Source organism: Algoriphagus boritolerans DSM 17298 = JCM 18970 (assembly GCF_900108085.1).
In the GTDB taxonomy this organism is placed as follows: Bacteria; Bacteroidota; Bacteroidia; order Cytophagales; family Cyclobacteriaceae; genus Algoriphagus; species Algoriphagus boritolerans.
Genome location: NZ_FNVR01000030.1, coordinates 1 through 24,939, shown reverse-complemented (window position 1 = coordinate 24,939; position 24,939 = coordinate 1). Strand labels below are relative to the sequence as shown.

General features: G+C 42.5%; 20 protein-coding genes and 1 tRNA gene. 4 read left to right on the top strand and 17 right to left on the bottom strand.

What is annotated here, in order from left to right:
- Positions 1-32: 32 nt before the first annotated feature.
- The 17 genes from C4S61_RS18270 to C4S61_RS18190 form a co-directional block, all read right to left on the bottom strand.
- On the bottom strand, positions 33-3,737 hold the full coding sequence (locus C4S61_RS18270) for a sensor histidine kinase (protein ID WP_103926237.1): 3,705 nt from the start codon (positions 3,735-3,737) through the stop codon (positions 33-35).
- Positions 3,738-3,791: 54 nt separating this feature from the next.
- The gene (locus C4S61_RS18265; protein ID WP_103926236.1) at positions 3,792-4,037 is read right to left on the bottom strand and encodes a hypothetical protein; all 246 of its coding nucleotides are present in this window, start codon (positions 4,035-4,037) and stop codon (positions 3,792-3,794) included.
- Between the two features lie 39 nt (positions 4,038-4,076).
- The gene (locus tag C4S61_RS18260; protein ID WP_103926235.1) at positions 4,077-4,631 is read right to left on the bottom strand and encodes a DUF420 domain-containing protein; all 555 of its coding nucleotides are present in this window, start codon (positions 4,629-4,631) and stop codon (positions 4,077-4,079) included.
- Complete coding sequence (locus C4S61_RS18255; RefSeq protein ID WP_103926234.1) at positions 4,618-5,286, bottom strand: SCO family protein; 669 nt, start codon at positions 5,284-5,286, stop codon at positions 4,618-4,620. The genes C4S61_RS18260 and C4S61_RS18255 overlap by 14 nt, the downstream gene beginning before the upstream one ends.
- Positions 5,287-5,362: 76 nt before the next feature.
- Positions 5,363-5,692 carry a cytochrome C oxidase subunit IV family protein gene (locus C4S61_RS18250; protein WP_103926233.1) on the bottom strand — a complete coding sequence of 110 codons (330 nt, stop codon included), beginning with the start codon at positions 5,690-5,692 and terminating at the stop codon, positions 5,363-5,365.
- A gap of 22 nt (positions 5,693-5,714) precedes the next feature.
- Entirely contained in the window at positions 5,715-6,491 is a 777-nt protein-coding gene (locus tag C4S61_RS18245) for a cytochrome c oxidase subunit 3 (protein WP_103926232.1), read from the bottom strand.
- 28 nt (positions 6,492-6,519) lie between these two features.
- Positions 6,520-7,101, bottom strand: a complete 582-nt coding sequence (locus C4S61_RS18240) for a cytochrome c oxidase subunit 3 (protein WP_103926231.1) — start codon at positions 7,099-7,101, stop codon at positions 6,520-6,522.
- A gap of 3 nt (positions 7,102-7,104) precedes the next feature.
- A complete protein-coding gene (cyoE, locus tag C4S61_RS18235) occupies positions 7,105-8,010 on the bottom strand; it encodes a heme o synthase (RefSeq protein ID WP_103926230.1) in 906 nt (301 codons plus the stop codon).
- A 1-nt stretch (position 8,011) separates the two neighbouring features.
- Entirely contained in the window at positions 8,012-9,088 is a 1,077-nt protein-coding gene (locus tag C4S61_RS18230; RefSeq protein WP_103926229.1) for a COX15/CtaA family protein, read from the bottom strand.
- On the bottom strand, positions 9,072-10,952 hold the full coding sequence (locus C4S61_RS18225) for a cytochrome c oxidase subunit I (protein ID WP_103926228.1): 1,881 nt from the start codon (positions 10,950-10,952) through the stop codon (positions 9,072-9,074). Before C4S61_RS18225 ends, C4S61_RS18230 begins: the two co-directional genes overlap by 17 nt.
- Before the next feature lie 11 nt (positions 10,953-10,963).
- Positions 10,964-12,001 (bottom strand): cytochrome c oxidase subunit II, encoded by a 1,038-nt coding sequence (locus C4S61_RS18220; protein WP_103926227.1) that lies wholly within the window; start codon positions 11,999-12,001, stop codon positions 10,964-10,966.
- A gap of 24 nt (positions 12,002-12,025) precedes the next feature.
- Positions 12,026-13,321: a quinol:cytochrome C oxidoreductase gene (locus tag C4S61_RS18215; protein ID WP_103926226.1), complete on the bottom strand. Its 1,296-nt coding sequence runs from the start codon at positions 13,319-13,321 to the stop codon at positions 12,026-12,028.
- Positions 13,322-13,323: 2 nt separating this feature from the next.
- Positions 13,324-14,016, bottom strand: a complete 693-nt coding sequence (locus C4S61_RS18210; RefSeq protein ID WP_103926255.1) for a c-type cytochrome — start codon at positions 14,014-14,016, stop codon at positions 13,324-13,326.
- A gap of 13 nt (positions 14,017-14,029) precedes the next feature.
- Entirely contained in the window at positions 14,030-14,560 is a 531-nt protein-coding gene (locus tag C4S61_RS18205) for a DUF3341 domain-containing protein (protein WP_103926225.1), read from the bottom strand.
- A gap of 2 nt (positions 14,561-14,562) precedes the next feature.
- Positions 14,563-15,927: an NrfD/PsrC family molybdoenzyme membrane anchor subunit gene (gene nrfD / locus C4S61_RS18200; protein WP_103926224.1), complete on the bottom strand. Its 1,365-nt coding sequence runs from the start codon at positions 15,925-15,927 to the stop codon at positions 14,563-14,565.
- Positions 15,928-15,944: 17 nt separating this feature from the next.
- A complete protein-coding gene (locus C4S61_RS18195) occupies positions 15,945-19,025 on the bottom strand; it encodes a TAT-variant-translocated molybdopterin oxidoreductase (protein WP_103926223.1) in 3,081 nt (1,026 codons plus the stop codon).
- A gap of 39 nt (positions 19,026-19,064) precedes the next feature.
- Positions 19,065-20,327 carry a c-type cytochrome gene (locus C4S61_RS18190; RefSeq protein WP_103926222.1) on the bottom strand — a complete coding sequence of 421 codons (1,263 nt, stop codon included), beginning with the start codon at positions 20,325-20,327 and terminating at the stop codon, positions 19,065-19,067.
- 366 nt (positions 20,328-20,693) lie between these two features.
- On the opposite strand from C4S61_RS18190, the gene C4S61_RS18185 reads away from it, so the two are divergent.
- The 4 genes from C4S61_RS18185 to C4S61_RS18170 form a co-directional block, all read left to right on the top strand.
- A tRNA-Cys gene (locus C4S61_RS18185) sits at positions 20,694-20,764 on the top strand.
- Positions 20,765-20,944: 180 nt separating this feature from the next.
- Positions 20,945-21,415, top strand: coding sequence for a (2Fe-2S)-binding protein (locus C4S61_RS18180; protein WP_103926254.1), 471 nt, complete (start codon positions 20,945-20,947; stop codon positions 21,413-21,415).
- A gap of 3 nt (positions 21,416-21,418) precedes the next feature.
- A complete protein-coding gene (locus C4S61_RS18175) occupies positions 21,419-23,656 on the top strand; it encodes a xanthine dehydrogenase family protein molybdopterin-binding subunit (RefSeq protein ID WP_103926221.1) in 2,238 nt (745 codons plus the stop codon).
- Positions 23,657-24,734: 1,078 nt separating this feature from the next.
- Positions 24,735-24,939 (top strand): DUF4372 domain-containing protein (locus tag C4S61_RS18170; protein ID WP_146064439.1); only part of this gene is annotated, 205 nt, incomplete at its 3' end.

The window sequence follows — 24,939 nt, the reverse complement described above, 5'->3', positions numbered from 1 at the left end:
CTTTTTGTTTCAATGTAGTTAAAAACCCAAAACTATTCGACCAAAGGAAAGGTGAGGTAAAATGTCGTGCCTTTTCCTACTTCAGTATCAAACCAAATCTTGCCGCCGGCTGTTTCCACTCCACTTTTGGCTATTGCTAAGCCAAGACCGGAACCTGTGGACTTGGTACTGAAGTTGGGAATGAAGATTTTGTCTTTCAATTCAGGAGGAATTCCTTTTCCATTATCGGCGATTTCCAAAAAAACCGATTGCTCCGTCATCCACAGCCAGATTTTAATATGGGGAGTAGTTCCAGGTTCAGCTGCCTGAATCCCATTAATGATAAGATTGGCGATCACCCGACCAAAAAGCTTGTCATCACCCATGATTTGGATTTCTTCGGTGTAGGAATCATCCAGGAAATCCAACCTCACACGCTGATCATTTTTAAACAGCTCCAATACCTGCAACAAAACAGTTTTGAAGTTCATGAGCTCATTTTTGGGCAAGGGCATCTTAGCAAAGGTCGAAAAAGAAGAAGCAATGCCACTCAGGGCATCCACTTGATGAATCAGGGTTTCCAATGATTTGCGCAGCTTATCCTGATCCTCCAGTTTCCCTTCCTGATCCAAGCGGAGTAGATGCTGCAGCGTCAACTTCATCGGGGTTAGCGGGTTTTTGATCTCATGGGCTACTTGCTTGGCCATTTCCCGCCAGGCAGACTCTTTCTCAGTGGAGGCGAGTACCTTCTTACTGGCATCCAGCTTAGAGAGCATGTTGTTGTATTCATTGACCAACAGTCCGATTTCATCCTTTGACCCCCAATACATCGGCTCGTTATTCTCGAGGTTAGTCGCTTTAAGTTTTTGCGTAAGCAGCTTAAAGGGCAAAGTCAGGTTCCTGGAAACAAATGAGGAGACAATCAAAAAGAGAATAAAAATCACAACAAAGGCATTGAAGATATTACTCAATACATCTGAAATCAACGAATTCAGTTCAGTCTCTGACTCAAAAAACGGGATTGCCAAAATCCCGATGTTCGATTGATCCACTTGGGAAGGAACGGCCAGGTAAACGGTCTGATATCGCAATTTTCCTATTCTTTCATTTACCAATAGCTGGATCTGGTTCTGCTCCATGATTCCCGACATTGCCGCAGGATTGATCCATGGAGCGAGGATTTTCTTATCGAAAATGTTCGGTCGGTTGGTCGATTCCAGGTATCCATCCGGAGTGAAGAGGTGGATATCACTGGCAATGGTATTGGCCAGAGAATTGATTTCCTCATTGAGGAGGTCCCGATCTACGCTGGCAGGATTCTGATTGTTGAAGAATACACCAAGATTACTTCGAATTAATCGGGCCTTTTCGATGTATTGCCGATTGAGATCGTCCTGGTAGCTCCCTCCCAAAAGACCAATAGTGATAATAGAGATGATGATGATCGGAAAAAAGAAGGCAAAATTCAGGTACAGTTGAAGTTTGGTGGAATAATTGAACTCGAAATTCCGGTATCCTTTGAAGAGGGTATTGAGCAGAATCGCAAGGAACGTCAAAAAGACAAAGGCCACGAAGAAAAGTGAAATGTTTCCAAAAAACTGCGAAACAGGAATCGTAGGAGAGGATATAATGATGATTTCAGGACCATTTCTCAAGCCAAAATGATGAAAGCCCTCGAACAAAACCCCACTTTCAAACAGCTGATTTTTGCTCAGAGTAGCGATAAAATTGGACTGATTGTAGTTGAAAGTACCGGAACTCCGAAGCAATTCATTGTCTCTGAAAACGGCATAATCGTAATTTAGCGGATCAAGCTTTTCTGCATATTTCCGATCCAGGAGTAGCTTGGGATACACACTTCCGGGTTGGATGCGAAGTTGGTTAAGTTCCAAAAAGACAGTCCCCAACAGGTTATCATCCCTTAAAACGGGAATAAAGGCTACGAATTTATTGCTAGCCGTAGTCTCTTTTCCCCGGATAAAATAGAGATCACGAACACTGGTAGCAAAATCACTTTTGACATATTCCTGTCTGAGTTCCCGGAGATTTTTCCGTTCGGCCGGACCTTGAATTTGTTGACCGGAAGCGGAGTAAATCCGGATGACTACTTCGAATTGATCGAAATAATTATCGAGGTAAATTTTCCGGATCTTCGTCTCCACAGGGTCCTTGGAGAGTAGTGGATCCACCATGCGGTTTTGGATAAAGAGGTCATTTTTTACCCGGGTAAAAATATCCTCCAGAAAAAACTCCGTCATCACATCATTTTCAATCAAATTCTGATTGGCAAATCTGGTTTTGGACTGAACAATGCGCTCTTGCTCTGACTGAAAGGTACTGACACCAATGATCCCGGCAGTGATCAAACATGCATAAAAGAAGGTCAAAAAAGTATCCAAGCCCAACCTGAATACATTCTGAAACAACTCAAACCAACTAATGCTGAGCAAAAAAATGAAATGTATCAGCAAGGCCAATCCAAACCAAAAATTTATATAAAATGCTACCACGAGAAAAGGCAATCCCCAGCCAGCGATGTACTTGAGATAGATTCCCTTGTCCTTTTCTATCCCAAATAAAAGGCTCATCAGGGTGAGCGAAATCAGCACATAAACAGAACCCCAGAGGAATAGTATCAAGATGCTTAATCCTTTGAATAGATCGAAGGTAGGAATCGAGCGGATATCGAGCACCCATTGAGAATTGAAAATCAAGTCCCGCGGCAAAAACCAGACAAGGCTAAAAAACAAGGTGCTGGATAGCAGGGCAATCATTATTCCCAATTTAAAGCGGTTTTTGATTTTCCATGCGGAGAACTGCTGGATTGCTTTTTTGGAAGAAAGCTGAAAAATGGTCAATCCCAAAATAAAACCAACACAAACCGTATTCAGAAATAAGTCTCCCAAACTGGGATTGAGCCAAGATGAGGCATAATTAGCCGGATCGAAAAGTGATGTCTCGAAGAAATCCCCGGGGAAATTGAGAAATAACATGGAAAGCCGGATCGTAAGCAAAGCCAAAAACCCATAGCCTATCGTTTGCCAAGGATGTCCGTTTTTCCATTTTTTCCTCAAAAAATCAAAGCTCAATAGAAAATAAAGTAAAAAGATCGAGCAGATGAAAATCAGCAAAGCAGTATTGGAAACCCTCCCGATGGGCTCATATCCTACTTGAAAACTGATTCCAAAAAGAGGTTTACCTGCTACAGATTTTACCTGAAAGGCTCCATCGGCAGGATCTTTATAAAGCTGAAATCGATCATTCCCAAAAAACTCCGGATTAGGACCTGTTTTTAAATAGTCATTTTCAATGTTGCCCGGCCATATTAGACGCAAAACATGTACAAGGTAATAGTCTGTGGTATTTCGTTTGATCTTGCGGATTTTTACAAAAAAAGTCCCAAACGGATCCTCTATTAACTGAAACTCCCGATTTAAGTCTAACTCGGAGAAATCAAGCGTGGTAGTAAAATCTGACCAGAAAAGTAACTTTCCTGAAGTATCCAACACAAAGAATGGATGAATGTGGGCAGGGCTACTGACTTGCTCAAACGTGATGGAGTCCTCCGGCCTGACATTCATCAATACCTGAATGAAGTCCTCATCAAACTGCCGATCGACCTTTTGGATTTTAGACTGAATGGCTTCAAAATATTTCTCCTCTTCGCTTTTTTGGAAAACGAAAAAATTTAAAACCAATGCTATAAGGAGTGAAATTACGCTGACCAAAATGATCAACCTTCGGGTTTTGAAGCTCATTTATCCTAAAAATAAAAAAGCAAAGTCTGGTATCAAACTTTGCCTTGCGATCTCTTAACGAAGAGCGAGTTTGGCTTTTTTCTTTTTGGCAGATCTGTACCATAAATATCCGATGACCGCTGCCAAAAGATAAGGCATGACAAAGAGGTAAAGGATTCCGCTATTCAGCCCGGCACCGATGCTGGTATCTCCATTGCTGACGTTATTTTCGACCGAAGCCCTGCACATGGCACATTGGGCAAAGCTTACCGCCTGAAATCCTAAGAGGAGAATGACTAGTAAAAGAGATTTAAGTTTCATTTTAATTCAGGTTTAATTTTCACGCGATCCATTAAAGAATCAATTCACATAATAGGGGCTGATCATCAGATATACGATTACTCCAGTGACAGATACATACAACCAAATTGGATAGGCAAATTTAACCACTTTTCGATGTTTCTCGCGCTGATCAGTGTAACCATAGTAATAGGCAAACAGGATCGGAAAAAGCGCAATTGCAGCAAATAGTATGTGGGTAATCAGCAGAAAATAATACACCGTACGGATGGACCCCTCACCTCCAAAACTGGTGCTCTCAGCTGATCCATGGTAAATGACATACGAGACCAAGAAAATAGCGCCCAAGACAAATGCAACTGTCATCGTGGCTCCATGATAGCTGTACTTTTTTTGCTTGATAAAGATTAATCCGACAATCAATGCAACCGATGCAGCCGAATTGATCACGGCATTCAGGTGTGGCAGAAAGTACACCCAATCACCCAGTGTAGTAATCTTAGCGGGCATAAACAGTAAAACTGCTACCGCTAATGGAATCGCAATCGAAATACCGATAATCCAGTTTTTTACTTTTGCTTCATTTTGAAGCGTTAATTCTTTATTTGCTTGCATGTAACAATACTTTGGTCTCCAACATCAATAAGTCAACTTCTTCACGGTTTGTTCCGCTGTAGTACCCTCTAATTCGCCCCAAATTATCCACCAAAACAAATTTATCACTGTGAACAAAATCATCGGGGACCCCATTGCCATCAATGGTAGGAATCACAAATCCGCAACGGGCAAGTTGATAGGTTTCTTCCTTAGGACCGGAAAGAAAATGCCACTTTCCTGGATTAGCGCCGTGCTCGTCTGCATATTCCTTGAGAATGGCAGGGGTATCAAATTCCGGATCAATACTGATGGACATGATCTGAACACCGGGTTCGTCTCTAAACATGTCATTGACACGCTCCATCTCTTTGGACATCACCGGACAGATACTTGGACAGGAAGTGAAAAAGAAGTCAACAATGGTAATTTTACCTTCCATTTGACTTCTTCCAATCGCCACCCCCTCCTGATTTGTGAAGGTGAAATCAGGAATGTAATGCTGTGTTGTATCCGCCACCGGACACTCCATAAATGGGTTGTCAATTCCCTTTTGGAAGAAAACAGGAAGATCATACTCATTGGTGCCAAAGCCCCTCAGAAACATAAACACCAAAACAGGAATCAGCAAGATGCATACCAGCACCATTCCTTGTAATAACCTCAATCCTCTCATATAATGTCATCAACAAAAAAGAAGGTTGAAGTGATTCACTTCAACCTTCCATTTCACTCCTTTTTTCAATTTTTTTTTACCAACGCATCAAGAAAATATCAGATCCTTCTTTTACAAGAGCAATCACTAACCATAGCAAGAAAATTAAGGGTACAATGATCGAATAAAACAAGGGCTTCACTTCATCTCCAAGGTGCATGAATTCCATCATGATGTACTTCGCTTTCCAGATCGTCAACGCGATGAAAAGGAAATAAAGAATTATTCCTCTGTCCATGGTGAAAGCCATTATAAATTCAACAACTGTTATCGCCAAAAGGATAAATGCCGTTTTCCAGATCTTTTTAATCTTTTGTTCGTCGCGCTTCTCTACGACTAGGGTTGACTTATTTTCCTGAATTTCCATATTTCAAAGATTTTAAAACTGCTTAGATCAGATAGAACAAAGTGAACACGAACACCCAGACCAAGTCTACAAAGTGCCAATAGAGGCCGATTTTTTCGACCATTTCATAATGTCCTCTTCTATCATAAACACCCACTGCCGCCTGATAAAAGCAAAGGAACAAAAGAAAAACACCAATGGTCACGTGAAATCCATGGAATCCGGTGATGAAAAAGAACAACTGAGCAAAAGAGGCGGGACCATATTCGTTTACCACGAGATTTGCTCCATAGACTGTCTCAGTGACAATTTGACTAAGGGAATTGACGTAGGTCAAAACTGTTCCTCCATCCGTACCATGAATGAAGTGATTCCACTCCCATGCCTGACAGCTAAGGAAAGTAATACCTCCCAGCAAAGTCCAAAGCATCCATTTCACCACATCATTCCTGTCGTTTCTGTGTCCTGCTTCCACCGCCAACACCATGGTAACAGAGCTGGCGATCAAGATAAATGTCATGATTCCTACAAAAATTAATGGGGCATGAACTCCATGCAAAAAAGGCAAGGCATCAAATACCAATTCAGGTACAGGCCAATATTCATTTGAACCCACAAAATCAGTCGCAGGGCCTTCATAAGCAGGATAGCTTACTCGGATCGCAATATAGCTGATCAAAAATGCAGCAAAGGTGAAGATGTCGGAAAGCAGGAAAAACCACATCATGAGTTTTCCATAACTTGCTTTCAGGGGTTCGTTTCCTCCTCCCCAAACGCCTCTTTTCGAGCTTACTCCAATAGCAGTAGAATGCGCAGACATAAATTAGTAATTAGTACCAGGATTTAATTTAATGATTAAGAAGCAAAAACATAAAAAGGTACAACCATAAACCACCCAGAAAATGCCAATAAGTCGTGGCCATTTCCATCGTATCCATAGCTTTGGAATGCACTTTTAATTTGAGTGTCGAAATTAATACAATAATCAGAAATATCACACCACTGATCAGGTGAGCTGCATGAAGTCCTGTAAATACATACAAAAACGATCCGGAGGGATTCCCCACAAAGAACACATCCCGATCCACCATGGCCACCCAGCTATACCATTGACCTACCAGAAAGGCAATTCCCAACAACACCGTCAGGAGCATCCCGATTTTAAGATTAAGGAAATTGTCCTTTTTGGCAGAGAAATATGCCCAATGGAGCGTCAAACTACTTGCTACAGCAATCCCGGAAGTAACCCAGAAGATACTGGGCAACTCATATTCCAGCCAGTTACCTTCTGCCTGACGAACAATATAGGCACTGGTCAGACCGGCAAAAACCATAACTACCGAAACCATAAACAGCCAAAGAGCAAATTTCTTCGGGTGCATGGAGATCGGCTGCTCTACCATATCGACGTATTTTAATTCCTTTTCCATGGCTTAAGGTAATTTATCAAGAAGGTATGCTATCTGAACAATTGGGAGGTATAAAAAAGAGCCAAACATAATTTTCAAAGCAGATTTTCTTGAGCAGTCTCGCATCAATGAGAAAGTCTGAGCGAGAAACAAAACACCACATACAGTCGCAACGATTCCGGAATTCAATCCCGTAAGCCCAAAGTAACTCGGTAACAATCCTAACGGAAGCAAAAACAAAGTGTAAATCATGATTTGAATCGCAGTATTCAAGTCCTGCCCGCCTCCACTTGGAAGAAGTTTAAATCCGGCCCGTTTGTAATCTTCATCACTTACCCAAGCAATGGCCCAGAAATGAGGAAACTGCCAGATAAATTGAATTCCAAAAATGATCATTGCTTCATAGGAAATAGAACCTGTAGCAGCTGTCCAACCTAATAAGGGAGGCATTGCACCGGGAATAGCACCTACAAAAACGGCAACTGGACCCACTCTTTTCAATGGAGTATAAACAAACACATACAAAATCATGCTGAGAATCCCCAGCCAAGTAGTCAATGGATTGGTGAAAATCCAAAGCAGCGTAATCCCTAATATGGCTACTAAAGAAGTAAACCAATAGGCTTCCTGAAGCGAAATGATTTTGAGCGGAAGCGGCCTGTTTTGAGTTCGCTTCATGAGCTTATCCAAGTCACGCTCCATGATTTCATTGGCCGCTCCGGAAGCTCCGGAAATTAGAAACCCACCTAAAGCTAAACCAAGAAATCCCGCCCAACCAAAACTTACGCCCCGATCACCAAGAATATAGCCAAATACAGCTGAGAAGGTCACTAAGGCGGACAACCTAAGCTTTATCAAATCAGAATAAGCTTTTATTCGCTCAAAGATAAAGACTGATATAGAACGGTCAGTTACGTCAACTGTCCTCATTTTAATTTGTGTTTAACTTAAACTGTAAATGGTCTCGCAATTGAAGAATCAACATAAACTGGATTCCCAAAAGTAAAGAGCCCAATAATAAGTGAATGGGTTGAAGAAATGCCGGAATACCGAAATAAGCCATACCTATACCTGAACCTATTTCCAATAGAAGAACCAACATCAAGACTTGAGTCCAAAGATTTACTTTAGATTTTCTGACAGAATATCGAAAGGCCCAGAAGAAATACAAAATATGTACACCTAAGAGAACTAACGAGAAAGAGCGATGGATTAGGAAAATAATACCAGACCGTTTCACCCATTCACCACGAAGCATATCTCCGAGTGATGCTGCCACTTGATCGATTTGCTCCCTCACTTGCGTACCAAGAACTACCTGAATCAACATCAGAAACGTCCCAAGAATTAATACCCACTGTACTTTTTCGGGGACATCCAATTTCACACTGTGACTGGATTGCAATCTTTCTGACCGATGATTGATGTAAAGCAGTAACCAAACTAAGGCGAGTGCAAGGAGCATGTGAAAGGTAATCATCCAGGTTAACAAATTAGTGGAAACTACAATAGAACCAATCCAACCTGTAAACAAAACAAGCACCAATGAAACCATCGCATTGATAGGTATCCACTTATCCACCTTCCAAAGCTTGAAAGATTTCCAGACAGTCAACAGGATAAACAATCCAATGACAACACCAATCAGTCGGTTGATGTATTCAATCCACGTTTTAGTAGCGTTGAATTCTTCCTCGATCAAGATTGATTTATCGTTTGCTATTCGATTCGCTGTTTCTACAAATCCAATTTTTTCAAGTGTGGCTACAAACCTTTCGTTTTTAGCTATTCGTTGTTGAAGGTAAATCTGCTGATAATTTTTTGGGAGCTGATCCACGCTGGTCGGCGGAATCACACTCCCAAAACATTTTGGCCAATCGGGACAACCCATTCCTGAGCCTGTACTTCGTACTATACCCCCGACCAATATCAGAAAATAAACAGCGATCACCGTGAGTGTAGAAACCCGGCGAAAGCTGCTTACTGCTTTATCAGTGCTTTGATTCATTTGCTACCAATACATCCGATTCTTCTTTCATGATTTCCATTTCGAGTTTCACCATTTCCTGCTCATGCGGAAGATTGGACTCTGGGGTAGCAGAAAGAGGTACGGTTTGAGGTATAAAATCCTCGGCAGCCCCTGGCTTAGAATAATCATAAGGCCATCTGTAAACTGTTGGAATTTCTCCAGGCCAGTTACCATGTCCAGGCTTCAAAGGAGTAGTCCACTCCAATGTATTTGATCTCCAAGGATTAAGGGTAGCTTTTCTTCCTCTGTACATACTGTAGAAGAAGTTGAAGATGAAGATAAACTGTGCAGCAAAGGTGATAATAGCCGCTACCGATACGAACATGTTCAAATCAGTGTACATATTGGTAAACTCGAAGTTGGTCCAATTGTAGTACCTTCTGGGGAAACCTGCGATTCCAATGTAGTGCATTGGGAAGAACACCAGATACACCCCGACAAAAGTCAACCAGAAGTGCACATAACCCAGTCTCGCATCCATCATTCTACCAAACATTTTAGGGAACCAGTGATAAACACCAGCCATCAGACCAAAGAAGGATGCCGAACCCATTACCAAGTGGAAGTGGGCAACAACGAAATAGGTATCGTGTAATTGAATATCAATTGCAGAATTTCCAAGGAAAATACCTGTCAATCCACCAGAGATGAAAAAGGACACCAAACCGATGGAAAACAACATGGCTGGGGTAAAGATCAAATTACCTCGCCAAAGCGTAGTCAGGTAATTGAAAACCTTTACAGCGGAAGGCACTGCAATGATCAGGGTAAGGAACATGAAGATTGATCCCAAGAATGGATTCATCCCTGACACAAACATGTGGTGCGCCCACACAATAAATGAAAGGATGGTAATACCCAACATTGAAATAATCATCGCCTTGTAACCAAAGATTGGCTTTCTGGAATTGGTTGCGATTACTTCCGAAGTAATACCTAAGGCGGGTAGCAATACGATGTACACTTCAGGGTGACCTAAGAACCAGAATAAGTGCTGGTAAAGCACCGGACTACCTCCTGTATTTGGAAGCGCTTCACCTCCGATATAGATATCAGAAAGGTAGAATGAAGTTCCAAAGCTTCTGTCAAAAACCAACAATAATGCTGCAGCAAACAAAACAGGGAATGAAAGAAGGCCAATAACTGCAGTCAGGAAGAAAGCCCATATCGTCAATGGAAGTCTGGAAAAAGACATCCCTTTGGTTCGCAAATTGATAACTGTAGTGATATAGTTGATACCGCCAAGGAGGGAAGATGCAATGAAAAAGGTCATGGCAATCAGCCACAAGGTCATTCCAAGACCAGATCCTGGAATAGCTTGCTCAAGCGCAGACAATGGAGGATAAACTACCCATCCACCACCGGCAGGACCGGTTTTGATGAAAAGGGAAATGAACATAATCACACCGGACACAAAGAAGAACCAGTAAGAAAGCATGTTCATAAATCCTGAAGCCATATCACGGGCCCCAATCTGGAGCGGTATCAGGTAATTGGAGAATGTACCGCTCAAACCTGCAGTCAATACAAAGAATACCATGATAGTACCATGCATGGTAACGAGCGCAAGATAAAAGGTAGGGTCAAGCTTACCAGCTTCATCTATCCAACCACCTAACAGTGGGCGGAGAAAACTCAGATCCATTTCCGGAAAACCCAGCTGAAGTCTGAACAAGATGGAAAGGAACCCTCCAATTATCGCCCAGAACATACCTGTGATCAGGAATTGCTTCCCAATCATCTTATGATCCTGAGTGAAGATATATTTTGTTATAAAATTATCATGATGCTCGTGGTGCTCGTGAGCTGTTTCGTCATGATGTGCTACAGTTGCTGTTGCCATAACTTATAATTTTATTTTTTGCTTTCTCTAATTTGAATTTCTGCCAGTTCTTTCATCTCAGGTGTCAATCCTTCTGCGAGAGCAGGATTATTCTGAATGAAAGTTTTCTGTTCTACCAACCACTTCTGGTAAGCCTCAGGCTCTACCACTTCTATCACCTTCTTCATAGAGAAGTGCCCACGCCCACATATTTCAGTACAGGCGATCTCATATTCAAACTCCGGATCCTTCAATTCCGCTCTCATTTCCTCGGTAGTCTTGGTAGGCACAAACCAAAAACGGGTTGGCATCCCGGGAACAGCATCCATTTTCAATCGCATGTGCGGAGCAAATACAGAGTGCAAAACATCACGAGCTCTGATTTTGAACAGCACCGGCTCTCCTTTAGGAATCACCACTTTTGGAGAAGGAAAATCATCGATGGAATTTTTATCGGTAAAATCCACTCCGTGAGAGTTTGAAGCTGTGATGAGTCTGTAATCATAATCTCCCAGGACATTGTCTTTCCCAGGATATCTCACTTCCCAAGCAAACTGATAGCCCATGATTTCTACTACGTGAGCTTTCTCAGGTGCGGGTGCGGTGATATCCGACCAGGCCATCCAACCTGAAATAACCAATCCGGCCAAGACCACCCCTGGAACAATAGTCCAAATGATTTCAAGATTGTTGTTATCCGGGTAGAAAGTAGCCTTCCTGTTTTCCTTGTATTGATATTTGTAAGGAAATACGAAAAGCAAAATATGGGTAATGAGAAATACAACGCCTGTAACGGCCATTGTAATCCAAAATAATTTATCAGTAATGACTCCGTGTTCAGAGGCCACAGGCAACTGATAGTTATCAAACTCTTTTATTGAATACCAGAACATCAAAATCCCGGTACCAACAAGAAATACGATAAATAGAATCGCATTAACTTTATTACTTCCCGAAGCGATCTTTTTATCAGAACCCTTTACAACAGAAACCAAAGTTTGAATTCTGTATACCATCCAAATGATGGAAAATAACAGAAGAACCCCTACTCCAATCAGAAATCCGTACATATCTTAGTTTTTTCGGATAATTAATTAAATGTGATGATGATAGCTTTCCTCAAGCATCGGGTGATTTTTGGCAATCAGGTTTTTCTTAGCCAGACCTCCTAACACAACCAACGCTACCACTGAACCAAATACCAGGAACATTCCAACTTCCATAAATCCAATACCTCCATTGTGCCCTAAAGTACCTGGCTGAACCATCAGGAAGAAATCGATCCAGTGTCCAACTAGAAGAATACTACAAACAAGCTTCAAAAAGACTCCATGCCGTTTTGAATCTCTTGTCATAAGAACAAGGAAGGGAAGGAAGAAGTTTAGACCGATGTTTACGAAAATGAACGGTCCATACACGTCACTGGTCAGTCTTTCAATGAAATAAACTGATTCTTCAGGTATGTTGGCATAATAGATCAACAAAAACTGCGAAAACCAGAGGTAAGTCCAGAAAATAGAGAAACCAAACACGAATTTACCCATGTCGTGAATGTGGTTTTGGTTGATCATTTCCAAGTATCCTCTGCCTTTCAGGAAGATGGTCAACAGGGTAATAGCAGCCAATCCTGAAACAAACCAGGATGCAAATACATACCACCCAAACAAGGTTGAAAACCAATGCGTATCGATAGACATCACCCAATCCCAGGCAGAAATCGATGAAGAAACCGCAAAGAAGATAAGGAAGAATGCTGACCAGCTTCTCATTTTGAACCAATGGGAATTTCCTCCCAATTGATCTTCCTGATCACTGATCTGCTGGAATTTTTTAAAGAAAAATACCCAGAGTCCGAAGAACAGCACCATTCTCACAATAAAGAAGATTGGGAAAGTTCCTTTTTCCATTGGCCAGAAAAAGAATGCTCCTTTTCCATCAATGATACTGTCATACTGCGGATCGTTTTTATCAAAAAGATAAGCATGAGTCCAGTGAAATAAGTCGTGATTGGCTATGAAGAAAGTCGCCAACATTAGTAATCCGGCAAAAGGGAGCCAGTAGCCGAATGAAAGCATCACTCTCAATAGGGGTGTCGACCAACCAGCCTGTGCTGCAAATTGAATGGCAAAAAAGAAAACTCCTACAATCGCAATTCCTGTAAAAAACACGTTATTGATCCATAGGTTAGCATAAAGCCGCTCATACCAATGGAAAGCATGTCCACCTGCTTCGCCGGCTTCTTCGTGGCCTCCTCCAGTTATTCCCAGAATAATTCCAATTCCCAAAAGAATCGCACCAATGACCAATACAGTCATGATAGACTTCTTTGTAGCCGCAGTAAAATCAAACCGCTGCTCCAAGTTGTAATGTTGTTCGCTGTGATGAGCCATGATTAATTAGCTGGGGTTACTTGTGCTACCGTAGTTGAATCTACTGCTGCTGCAGGTACAGCCGCTGAAGTTTGACCTTGGATAACTTGTTTAACATAGTGAACGATTTTCCATCTGCTTTCTTCAGGAATCTGAGAGCCGTGAGCGCCCATTCTTCCTTTTCCCTTGGTGATGACATGGAAGATATGACCTTCAGGGAGGTTTACATAGGCTCCACCTTTAAGGTTGGCAACACCACCGATTACTTCACCGGCTTTGCCATCACCCTCGCCACCTTTTCCATGACAAGCGTTGCAATACTGCAAGTAAAGGGCTTCTCCTGATTTCAGTACCTCATCCGAAGATTCCACGGGATTTTCAATCAAAGCAGCTTGCTCCAATTCGAAAGCTTTCAGTCTGTATGGCAGGTAACCTTGTTTATTTCTCGGTACCGTGTTTGCAACAGGCTCTCTCATGTTCATACCGTGAGGATTATGCTCATTTGAGTTATAAAACTCCCCTTTACCGTCTTCCCTGTTAGAAAGCCAACTGCCTTGGGATTCATCTTTGATCTGACTCAAAGGTTCATAGGCCACTGAATGGTACATTTGAGGTGCATATTCGAGCCCTTGGTTTTCACCACCGGCTTTACATCCTGCCAATACTGATAGGGCCAATGCAGAACCTCCGAAAATTAATGCTTTAGCAATGTTCATATATCCGGATTTTCTATTCAAAACTTTTTTTATTGATCTCAGTAGCACCGGATGAAGCAAGGATCTCTCTGATCTTTTCCTCTTCCATCGTACTGTTATTCGCAAGATCGATCGCCATGATATGCTTATCATCACTGGATCTTTCATCAAAGATTCTAGGCTGAGCCCAAGGCTTCAGGTTGGAGCTGATCATAAATACACCGACCATCCCGAATGCAGCTAAGAGAACTGTCATTTCAAATCCTACCGGAATAAAATCAGGGAAAGCAGCGTAATCCTTACCACCGATGATCATTGGCCAGTCGAAGCGCATCATGTAGAATTGCATGGTCATCGCTAGGGATGTTCCCAAAATTCCAAATAGGAAGGCGGCAATCGGAAGACGGCTTCTCTTATATCCAAGTACATCCTCCAATCCATGTACAGGGTAAGGAGTAAATACTTCATGAATTTTTACACCGGTACTTCTTACTTTCTCTACTGCCTGAAGCAATACGTCCTCATCGTCGTACACTCCCAAGATAAAATGTGTGTCTTTTTCCATGATTATTTATGCACTTTTTCAGATGAAGATTTCAATACAGACTTTACTTCAGCCATGTTGATTACCGGGAAGAACTTCGCAAATAAGAAGAACAGGGTAAAGAACAATCCAAAGGTGAAAAGGTAAACTCCCACGTCAGCCCAAGTTGGATAGAACATCGCCCAGGAAGAAGGAAGGTAATCTCTGTGAAGCGATGTCACGATAATCACAAATCGTTCAAACCACATTCCGATGTTTACCACCAGAGACAAAATGAAGGTGGCAATGATGGATGTTCTTATTTTCTTGATCCAGAATAGTTGAGGAGAAATTACATTGCACGTCATCATCGACCAATATGCCCACCAGTAAGGTCCGGTAGCTCGGTTGATAAAGGCATATTGCTCAGCCTCGACTCCTGAATACCATGCGATGAAGAATTCTGTGATGTAAGCGATGCCTACAATCGAACCTGTGATGATGATGACAATATTCATCAATTCAATGTGCCCAATTGTAATGTAATCTTCCAGTTTGAATACTTTCCGGGTGATGATCATCAGGGTCAATACCATGGCAAAACCTGAGAAAATCGCACCTGCAACGAAGTAGGGCGGGAAGATCGTGGTATGCCATCCCGGTATCACTGATGTAGCGAAGTCAAAGGATACAATCGTATGTACAGAAAGTACAAGTGGTGTAGCCAAACCGGCCAAAATCAAGGAAACTGACTCATATCGCATCCAGGTTTTGGCAGCGCCATCCCATCCGAATGATAATGCTCCGTAAATGGTTTTTCTTAACCCTGTTGCCCTGTCTCTGATGGTAGCAAAATCAGGAATCAATCCGATGTACCAGAATACCAATGAGACTGAGAAATAAGTAGAGATCGCAAAAACGTCCCAAAGAAGCGGGGAGTTAAAGTTAACCCAAAGTGAACCGAAGGTATTTGGTAATGGAAGTGCCCAATAGGCTCCCAACCAAGGGCGACCCATGTGAATCACAGGGAACATCGCGGCACAGATTACAGCGAAAATAGTCATCGCCTCCGCTGCCCGGTTGATAGATGTTCTCCACTTTTGTCTGAAAAGCAACAATACCGCTGAGATCAAGGTACCGGCGTGACCGATACCAACCCACCATACAAAGTTGGTGATATCCCAAGCCCAGCCTACAGTCTTATTAAGACCCCACATACCAATCCCTTCCCAGAGTGTGGCGATGAGGGCGATAGAACCAAGTGCCAGAACTCCTGCTGCGGTGAGGAATGCCAAAAACCAAAGCATGGAAGGTTTTCCCTCTACCTGACGGGACACATCATGTGTCACATCATGGTAGGTTTTACCTCCGGTAATTAAGGGTTGGCGTACGGATGAAGTAACCTGCATAGTTTATAAAATTATGATTACGCTTCGTTTTTTTCTTTATTTCTGATCTTGGTGAAATACCAAACGTTAGGGCTAACGTTGATTTCTTCCAAGACATGATATGCTCGCTCCTCGCCTACTTCCTTCAATGCGGAAGTAGTTTCTTCGATCTTCAGAAGTTTGGAAACTTTGCTGTTTGGATCATTCATATCACCAAATACCAGCGCGTCTGTCGGACAGGCCACAGCACAAGCCATGTTGATCTCTCCATCCTGAACGGTTCGCTTCTCACGTTTTGCAGTCAACTTGCCAGCCTGAATTCGCTGCACGCACATGGAGCACTTTTCCATCACACCCCGCACCCGCACAGTTACATCCGGATTCAAGACCATTTTACCCAAATCATCGTTTTGAGCAATGTTCACTCCGGCAAAGTCTTTATTGTCGTGGTATTTGAACCAGTTGAATCGACGCACTTTATACGGACAGTTGTTGGCACAATATCTTGTACCAATACATCTGTTATAAGTCATTTGGTTTAGACCCTCAGACGAGTGGGTTGTAGCGGCCACCGGACATACCGTCTCGCAGGGAGCATTGTTACACTGCTGACACATCATCGGCTGGAAGGTCACTTCAGGATTTTCCGCTGCTACTTCCATTCCTGATAGATCGTCTGCCGGAGCGTCTGAAGAATAATAGCGGTCGATTCGGATCCAAGCCATTTCTCTTCTGTTGAGTACTTCCTGCTTTCCGACTACTGCTACGTTATTTTCTACCTGGCAGGCAACAGTACAAGCACCACAACCGATACATGAATTCATATCGATGGCTAGCCCCCAGTGGTGCTGGCTATATTGATGACCTTTCCAAAGGGAAAGCTTAGACGGCTTTATAAACTCGCCATCCTTATAGATTTCCGGCTTATAGCGACCTGCTGAGGCATCGGCTTGGTAGGCAGAAAGTACAGACTCCTGGATCACATTTTCGCGTCCCATAAAAGTTTGGTGAGTCTGAGTTCGAGCGATTTTGTAAGAATCTCCTGTCACGGCAATTTCGACTCCGGTGGTGATGTCAAAATTGATAAAACCTTTGGAGGCATCTAGCAAATCATATGCATTAACACCTACTCCGTCTGCTACTCTACCGGCTTTGGTTCTACCATAGCCAATCGCCAAACCGAAAGTACCATTGGCTTGTCCCGGTTGAACCAAAATTGGAACGACCAAAGATTTACCATTTACAGATATGGAAGCTTTTTGGGTATTTTCCTCATACATGGTCACTCCATTATCTGCTGCCCATTTCTGAGATACAGTCAGGTAGTTGTCCCAAGTAGCTTTTGTGATTGGATCAGGCATTTCCTGAAGCCACGGATTGTTGGCGAAAGTACCATTTCCGATTCCGACTTTGGAATAGATCACTAATTCAGGACCTTCATTATCGGCTTTGTAAGTTTGAGCAACTGTCGAAGCGGCGACTGAAGCATCTCCGATTGCTGAAACTGCACTAGGCGTAGTTTCAACAGACACCACGCCATTATACAGTGCCTGATCCCAGAATTCCTGGAAAGTTGCACCATTTCCCGCTAAAGGAAATAAAGTGGCATTCCAGTTAGCCTGAAGATAGTCGTAGTAAGTGGTAGTAGAGCCAGCCCATACCAAAAAGGATTCCTGTGCTTGTCTTGTGTTGAAAAGTGGGGATATTGTCGGTTGGGACAATGAGAAATGTCCTTGTTTGGGCTGAAAGTCATTCCAGGACTCCAAGAAATGGTGATCTGGAGCTACAATCTGAACCAGAGATGAGGTTTCATCCAACGTTCCATTTGTAGAAATACTAACTTTTGCCTTACCAATACCTTCAGCGATTTCAGCACCACGAGCATGATCGTAAACTGGATTACAGTTGTAGAAAACGACTCCACCTACTTGACCTGATTTCAATTCGGTCACGAACTGATTCATTCGCTCGTCATTTCCTCTTCTGAAGAAAACAGGATTTGCGAAGTCAACCGTTACACCGTTATTTCCAAGCAATTCATTGATTGCGTTGATGACTATCTGAACGTTTGGATCATTTGATCCGGAAACTACAAGAGAAGCTCCTTTTGAAGCCAAGAGATCAGTTGCTGCTTTGTCCAAGTTCGCAACTTCTACTTTAGGAGCATTTACTGTAGCTGCACCAGACTTACTTGCGATAGCGTTATAAAGAGCCAAAACAGCCAGTCCGCTTTGAGAAGCTTTGATTGGCGTTCTGTAATCAGCATTTGCACCTGTCATGGACAAGTTGGATTCAAACTGATAATGCCTGGACATTTCAGGTTTTTCCTTGCTGATTTTTCTCGTTTTAGCGTAAGCTCCTGCAAATTCGATTGGAGAAATCCAGGTTCCAAGGAAATCCGCTCCAAAAGAAACGATCGTCTTAGCCTTATCGAAATGATAGGAAGGAATTACACTAGATCCAAAATAGGTCTCGGCAGCTTTTGCAATACCGTAATTTGAAATCGGATCATACATGATCAATTCCGCTCCACCGAACACCGCTGCAAATTCCTGAAGTGCTTTTTCGGTAGATGGAGAAAGGATGGTATTCGCTACAATCTTGACAGTACCGGCAGAAGCCAATTTGCTTTTCACCTCTGTATCCAAAGCAGCCCATTCCGCAGCTGCGCCACCGATCATAGGTCCAGCTAGCCTTTGCTTATCGTATAGCGAAAGCACGGAGGCTTCCACGATTGCATTTACTTTTCCTTTATTAATGGGAGAAAGCTCGTTTCCATCAATCTTGATCGGACGGCCTTCTCTTGTTTTCACCACTACCGCCGCATAGTCTCCGCCGGAGGCAAATGTCGATGCATAATAATTTGGAATAGAAGGGTTGATATCAATCGGCTTATTGACATAAGGGATTGCCTTTCTGATCGGAGCCTCACAAGCTGCCAAAGAAGCCGCTGCCAAGCTGAAACCCATTACTTTGAGAAAATCTCTTCGGGATGCACTACCATCTTCGCCAAGCGTTTTAGGTAGTTCTGCAAACTCCCCGTCGGCATGCTTTACAAACTCCGGATCGTTGCTGAGTTGCTCGAGCCCTTTCCAGTAGGTTTTTTTATTTTCCTTCATTTTTATTTCTAGGAATGAATTAGCAAATAGGATAAGGAATTAATAGTGGCACTTGGCACACTCCAGACCACCGATGTCTTTGACTTTCAAAGCATCTTTGGAATCTGAGTGAAGTTGAACTAACTTATCATAATAGGCATTGCCTTGGGTAGCGACTTCAGTCTGTCTGTGGCAATCAATACACCAACCCATAGTCAAAGAACTGTGCTGACCGACTACTTCCATTTCCTGAATGGGACCATGGCAAGTTTGACATTCAATACCGCCTACAGCCACATGCTGTGAGTGATTGAAATAGGCTAAATCAGGCAAATTGTGTACTCTCACCCATTCGATTGGCTGATTGTTGTCGACTGCATTGTAGATTTTCTGGATTTCAGGAGAGATTCCTTCTTTACCCCCCACATTCTGAATGTGTGTATGACAGTTCATACAAATATTGGCGGAAGGAATGTTGGCTGATTTACCGATTTCTACTCCGGTGTGGCAATACTGACAGGCAATCTCGTATTGTCCTGCATGAAGCGCATGAGAGAAAGCAATGGGTTGTGCAGGTGCGTAACCTTGCTGCACCCCTACAGAATATAATCCGTCAATCGCGGTCTTTGCTACCAAAGCAATAACAAGAGCAGTTATGACAATAATAAAGGCGTCACTTTTAAAAACTTTACCCAGCTCAAATTTCTGAGAAACGAATTCTTTGTCATCCTCAGGAAGATCTTGCCTGTTGATATACTTGGTCAATACTGAGATGATCAATCCAAGCACGACCAAAATGAGTAGGAGTACCAAAATCAAAACTCCCAGAATTACAGTTAGGTATTCGCTTGGAATTCCTCCACCTGCTCCGACTGCTCCTGTTTCTCCTCCAATAGTCGCTGCTGCTGCATTAGGATCTACAACGTCACCGTATTCAATATAAGAAAGAAGCCCATCCAACTCGGCATCACTAAGGAAAGTATAAGCCGGCATTATGGAATTATTGTATTCCTTGTACAAAGCAACTGCATAAGAATCGCCTGAAGCGATCACTTCTCCAGAATTTTTTATCCAAGTTTTAACCCACTCTGCGCTGTTCCGATCTGTTGCACCACGTAATGCCGGACCAATATATTTTTGATCCAATTTGTGACAAGTCTTACAGTTAGCATTGAAAACAGTTTTTCCCACTTCAATGGCCTCAGGACTATTCACCACCGCTGGATCTGCGGCATGCGCTGAAACTCCAATCAGCAAGAAAAACAGCACTGCCAGTGTCGGGGAACTCAATAGAATCCCTACTAACGAGCGTTTAGATGACATATATTAGCTAATTAAATAGTTTTTAAGGTTCTCTTTAACCCCTGCAAAGGTACTACCCGACGCTAATTATTCAAATAAGAATTCCCGATGGAATAAATGATCCAAAAGGTAAAATATGTCTTATTAAAATATTGATATTCAATGGTTTATAGATTTTTTTAAAAAGCTTTATTTATTTAGAATTGATATAAATAATGGATTTTTTGATTCCAATTCATACACTCCTGATTATCAGCTTTTCCGACCTGAAAAAAGATTATCCAGCCCATTTTTTGGGGGGTCCAAAAATCACTTGGAACAATTTTTCAAAAATTCCTTGTTTGATCAAGTAAAGAATAGTCTTACATTTGCCATCCGAAAACCTAGGGTCGAGTGGCCGAGTGGCTAGGCAGAGGTCTGCAAAACCTCGTACAGCGGTTCGAATCCGCTCTCGACCTCATTTTAAAAAGCATTCGCCAAAGCGGATGCTTTTTTTTGTTTTTATTCCTACGCTATTCAGCTTTACCAAGCTTTGGATGGTAATTCATAACCCATCCCAACCATCAATCCTTTCTTGAATTGTTATTGGCGATTTGATTTTTTACTTTGAAAATCAACCATTTTCACAAAAAAAAGTGATGGAGCCAATCAAGCTAAATGTCAATTCTGAGAATAAGTCCTTCTCGACAGACCCTTCAGAGCCTTTACTGTACATTCTCCGTGAAGAGTTTGGAATCAACAGCACAAAATTCGGCTGTGGCCTCCAGCAATGCGGAGCCTGCATGGTACTCTTGGACGGAGAAGCCGAGCCTTCCTGCTTGTTATCTTGCCAATCTGCTCAGTCCAAATCAATCGTAACCCTGGAAGGTCTCGAAAAAGACGGAAAACTTCATCCAATTCAAGAGGCATTTATCGAAGCCCAGGCAGCTCAGTGCGGCTACTGCATCAACGGAATGATAATTTCGGCGGTCGCGCTCTTGCGAAAAAATCCCAATCCATCTGACAAAGAGATACGAGAGGCCCTTCAGCGGGTCATTTGTCGATGTGGCACCCATTCCAGGTTTATTCAAGCAGTGAAAATCGCAGCCGAATCAACTCAACCCTTCTGAGTCATGGAAAACACAAAATCAATGGATTTTTCAAGACGAAAATTCCTGAAATCATCCGGACAACTTGTGCTCGGATTTCAACTGATACCTTTATTTTCCTGTACCGGAAGCGCCAAATCACAGCCCGAAACTTACTCAGGAATTCCGGTTCGGCCTCATGGTGACAAGGAGTTGATCGATTCCTGGATCAGACTGGATGCAGCCGGCCATGTGACTATCCTAACCGGAAAGCAGGAATTGGGACAGGGCATCCGAACCACTCTCCTCCAAATGGCAGCTGAAGAACTGGATGTGCCATTTGAGATTTGCCACATCATCAATGGCGATACCGGGCAGACCGCTAATGAAGGCTACACTGCCGGAAGCAATTCAGTGGAAGGAAGCGGAAAAGCCATCAGACAGGCTGCAGCTGAAGCAAAACGCTATATGCTCACTTTGGCTTCGCAAACTTGGAAAGAGGATGTCGCAAATCTTAGCGTTGAAAATGGAATAATCAAAAATAAATCGAACAAGGAGATTTCCTACTGGAAACTGCTCGAAGGAAAACATATCGAAGGAAAAATCACCGGAAATGCTATTCCAAAAAGCCATGAGGAACATCGACTAGTCGGTAAACCAATCGCGAGAGATGATATTAAAAACTTGGTTAGAGGTAAGGCGCACTTCGTCCATGACATCCGGCTCGATGGAATGGTGCACGCCAGGGTTTTGCATCCACCCAGCTATGGAGCAAAACTACGGACGTATGATTTTTCAGAAGTTTCAAAGCTGGAAGGGGTTTTAAAAGTTATCCGAGACGGGAGCTTTATAGCAGTGATTGCAACCCGAGAATATCAAGCAGTGAAAGCTTGGATGCTGATGAAAGCTATTTCCGAATGGGAAACTCCAAAAATCAAAGTTTCTCAGGATTCGCTTTTTGAGGACATGAAAGCCAAATCCATGTCTCCGGAGACAATAGAGAATTCCCCTGATTTTAATTCCGAACTGGAAAATGCCTCCAAAAGAGTCAAACAGGAATATCACCGTCCCTACCACATGCATGCCTCTACCGGACCTTCCTGTGCAGTGGCAGAATGGAAGTCTGGAAACCTGACGGTCTGGTCACCTACTCAGGGAGTCTATCCTCTTCAGAATTCCCTTTCAGATTTATTGGGAATCGGAACCGAAAAAATCCGCTGTATCGGAATGCCGGGTTCGGGCTGCTATGGACACAATGGAGCAGATGATGTATCCGCAGAGGCTGCATTAATTGCTCGATCATTCCCTGAAAGACCCGTCCGACTTCAATGGATGAGAGAAGACGAGCATCAGTGGGAACCTTACGGATCAGCCATGGTGATACAGCTTGAGGCAGGAATAGATGAGGAAGGGAAAATTATTGCTTGGGGAACCAATTTATTTTCGGACACCCACAGCACCCGACCCAATGGAAATGGAGGACATTACATTTCCGCCCGACATCTGGAAAAGGCCCTTGAATTTCGAAAGGGAGGATTTTCCGGAGGTTCTTATCGGAATGCAATTCCGCTCTATACCATTCCTTCCAAGCGACTTTTGCTCCACAATTACGAAGGTCCACTCAGAACTTCAGCTTTGAGAGGATTGGGGGCTTATGGAAATATCTTCGCGCTGGAATCATTTATGGATGAACTGGCTTTGGCTGCTGAAATGGACCCAATCGAGTTTAGGCTAAAGAATCTAAATGATGCTCGTGCAAAGGCAGTTTTACAAGCTGTCAGACAAAAAACAAGTTGGAATTCTGCTCAAAACGCAGCAAACAAAGGTTTTGGAGTCGCATTTTCTAAGTATAAAAATTCTGCTTCTTACTTCGCTGTTGTAGCTGAAATTACTGTTGACAAAACTTCCAAAACCTTCAAATTAGAGAAACTAACCGGAGTAATTGATTCCGGGCAATGCATCAATCCTGATGGGCTGAAAAATCAAACCGAAGGCGGAATGATCCAATCGGCCAGTTGGACTCTGCTGGAAAAAGTAGATTTCGATGAAAATGGTGTACTGAGTACCGACTGGAACTCCTACCCGATTCTTAGATCAAAGGAAGTTCCGGTAGTGGAAGTACACATCATCAACAGACCGGAACTTGCACCAATGGGAGCCGGTGAAGCCGCTCAGGGACCAGTTGCTGCGGCAATTGCAAATGCGGTGTTTAACGGCACTGGGACAAGAGTGAGGGATTTGCCGATTTCAGCAGAGAAAGTGGATTGGAATAAAGTAAACTAAGTCTTTTCGAAAAACTAAATTTTCTTGAAAATATAAGAACAGCCCTCAAAACAAGGAGGTGAAATAATCAGCTGATCCTCTTCTCGATTACATGAAGAAAACATAACAAGTACTAGAATCCCAATCCAAATGTATTTCATAGAAAGGAGTTATCATCAAAAGAAAAGAATGTCATCTGTTAAAACCGATACCCAAGTCGAACCCTAAATTCTCACAAAATATCTTTTGAATCTCCATTATTCTCAAAAGGTAGGACGCAGTGTCTTTTGTAATTGGGAAAAAGCGAAAACGAAAACTTTTCTTTTTGCACTTTCCCTCCAAGTCCTACCAAATAGCCCAAACCACTTTGATCTGTGATATTATTTCCATCAGAAAGCTGAAAGTCCAGAATGCCCTTTAAATTCCGGGTCCTTCTGTAAGGAAACTGACAAACTCATACGCACAAAAAAAATTAAAAAAAATGTCCCTTTTCATATGATTATTATTTTTTTTAAAGGCCATATGGAATCTCGCATGATGGATAAAAAACCCTCTGTGTGTCAAATTTCGCTATGCTCGATTTCATAATTTGAAGCTTTTTTGAACCCGAATCTAAAGCTCAACTAAATATCAAATGAAAATGCTACATTCTTATTTTCAGGCAAAGAAAATTTGATTTAGTCCAGCTTCTGGAAAAGCAGGATAACAAGAAAAATAACCCTCTTCTTAATGTCCCATCGGGACAATTGGTCGGTAAAACATGGAAGTTCGGCATCTGAAAAGCCTTCCATCGGAACGCATGGTGAATGAATGAAAAAATATTCTAAAGAACAGGATAATCTAAGTCCAGCTTCTTGAGAAGCAGAACAACGAGACCTGTCAGGTTTTGAAAACCTGACAGGTCTGGAAGCCCTTGGAGAGTAGCCAAAAAAAAAGCCGACTTTGCAGCCGGCGTTTTCATTATTGATAGTTACTGTCGTCCGAGAACGCGAGAGTCCAAAATAATTTAATCTTGGAATAGTACCAAAATGAAAGATGGGAAGCTTTTTGGAGCTGTCCCATCTTTTTTCTATTGTTGTTTCGACCAAGAAATAACAATATGAAGCAAAGTAAGCATATTTTTTTGTCCGGCCATCCGATTATTGCCCAGCTTTTATCGCTGATCCCGATGGAAGTTTTTAATGAGGTTGTAGAGCAGCAAAACGCAGACAGGTATTACAAGAAACTCAAGTCGATCGATCATTTTATCTGCATGTTCTATGCGGTTTTGACCCGCAACGGTAGTCTGAGAGAAGTCTGCAAAA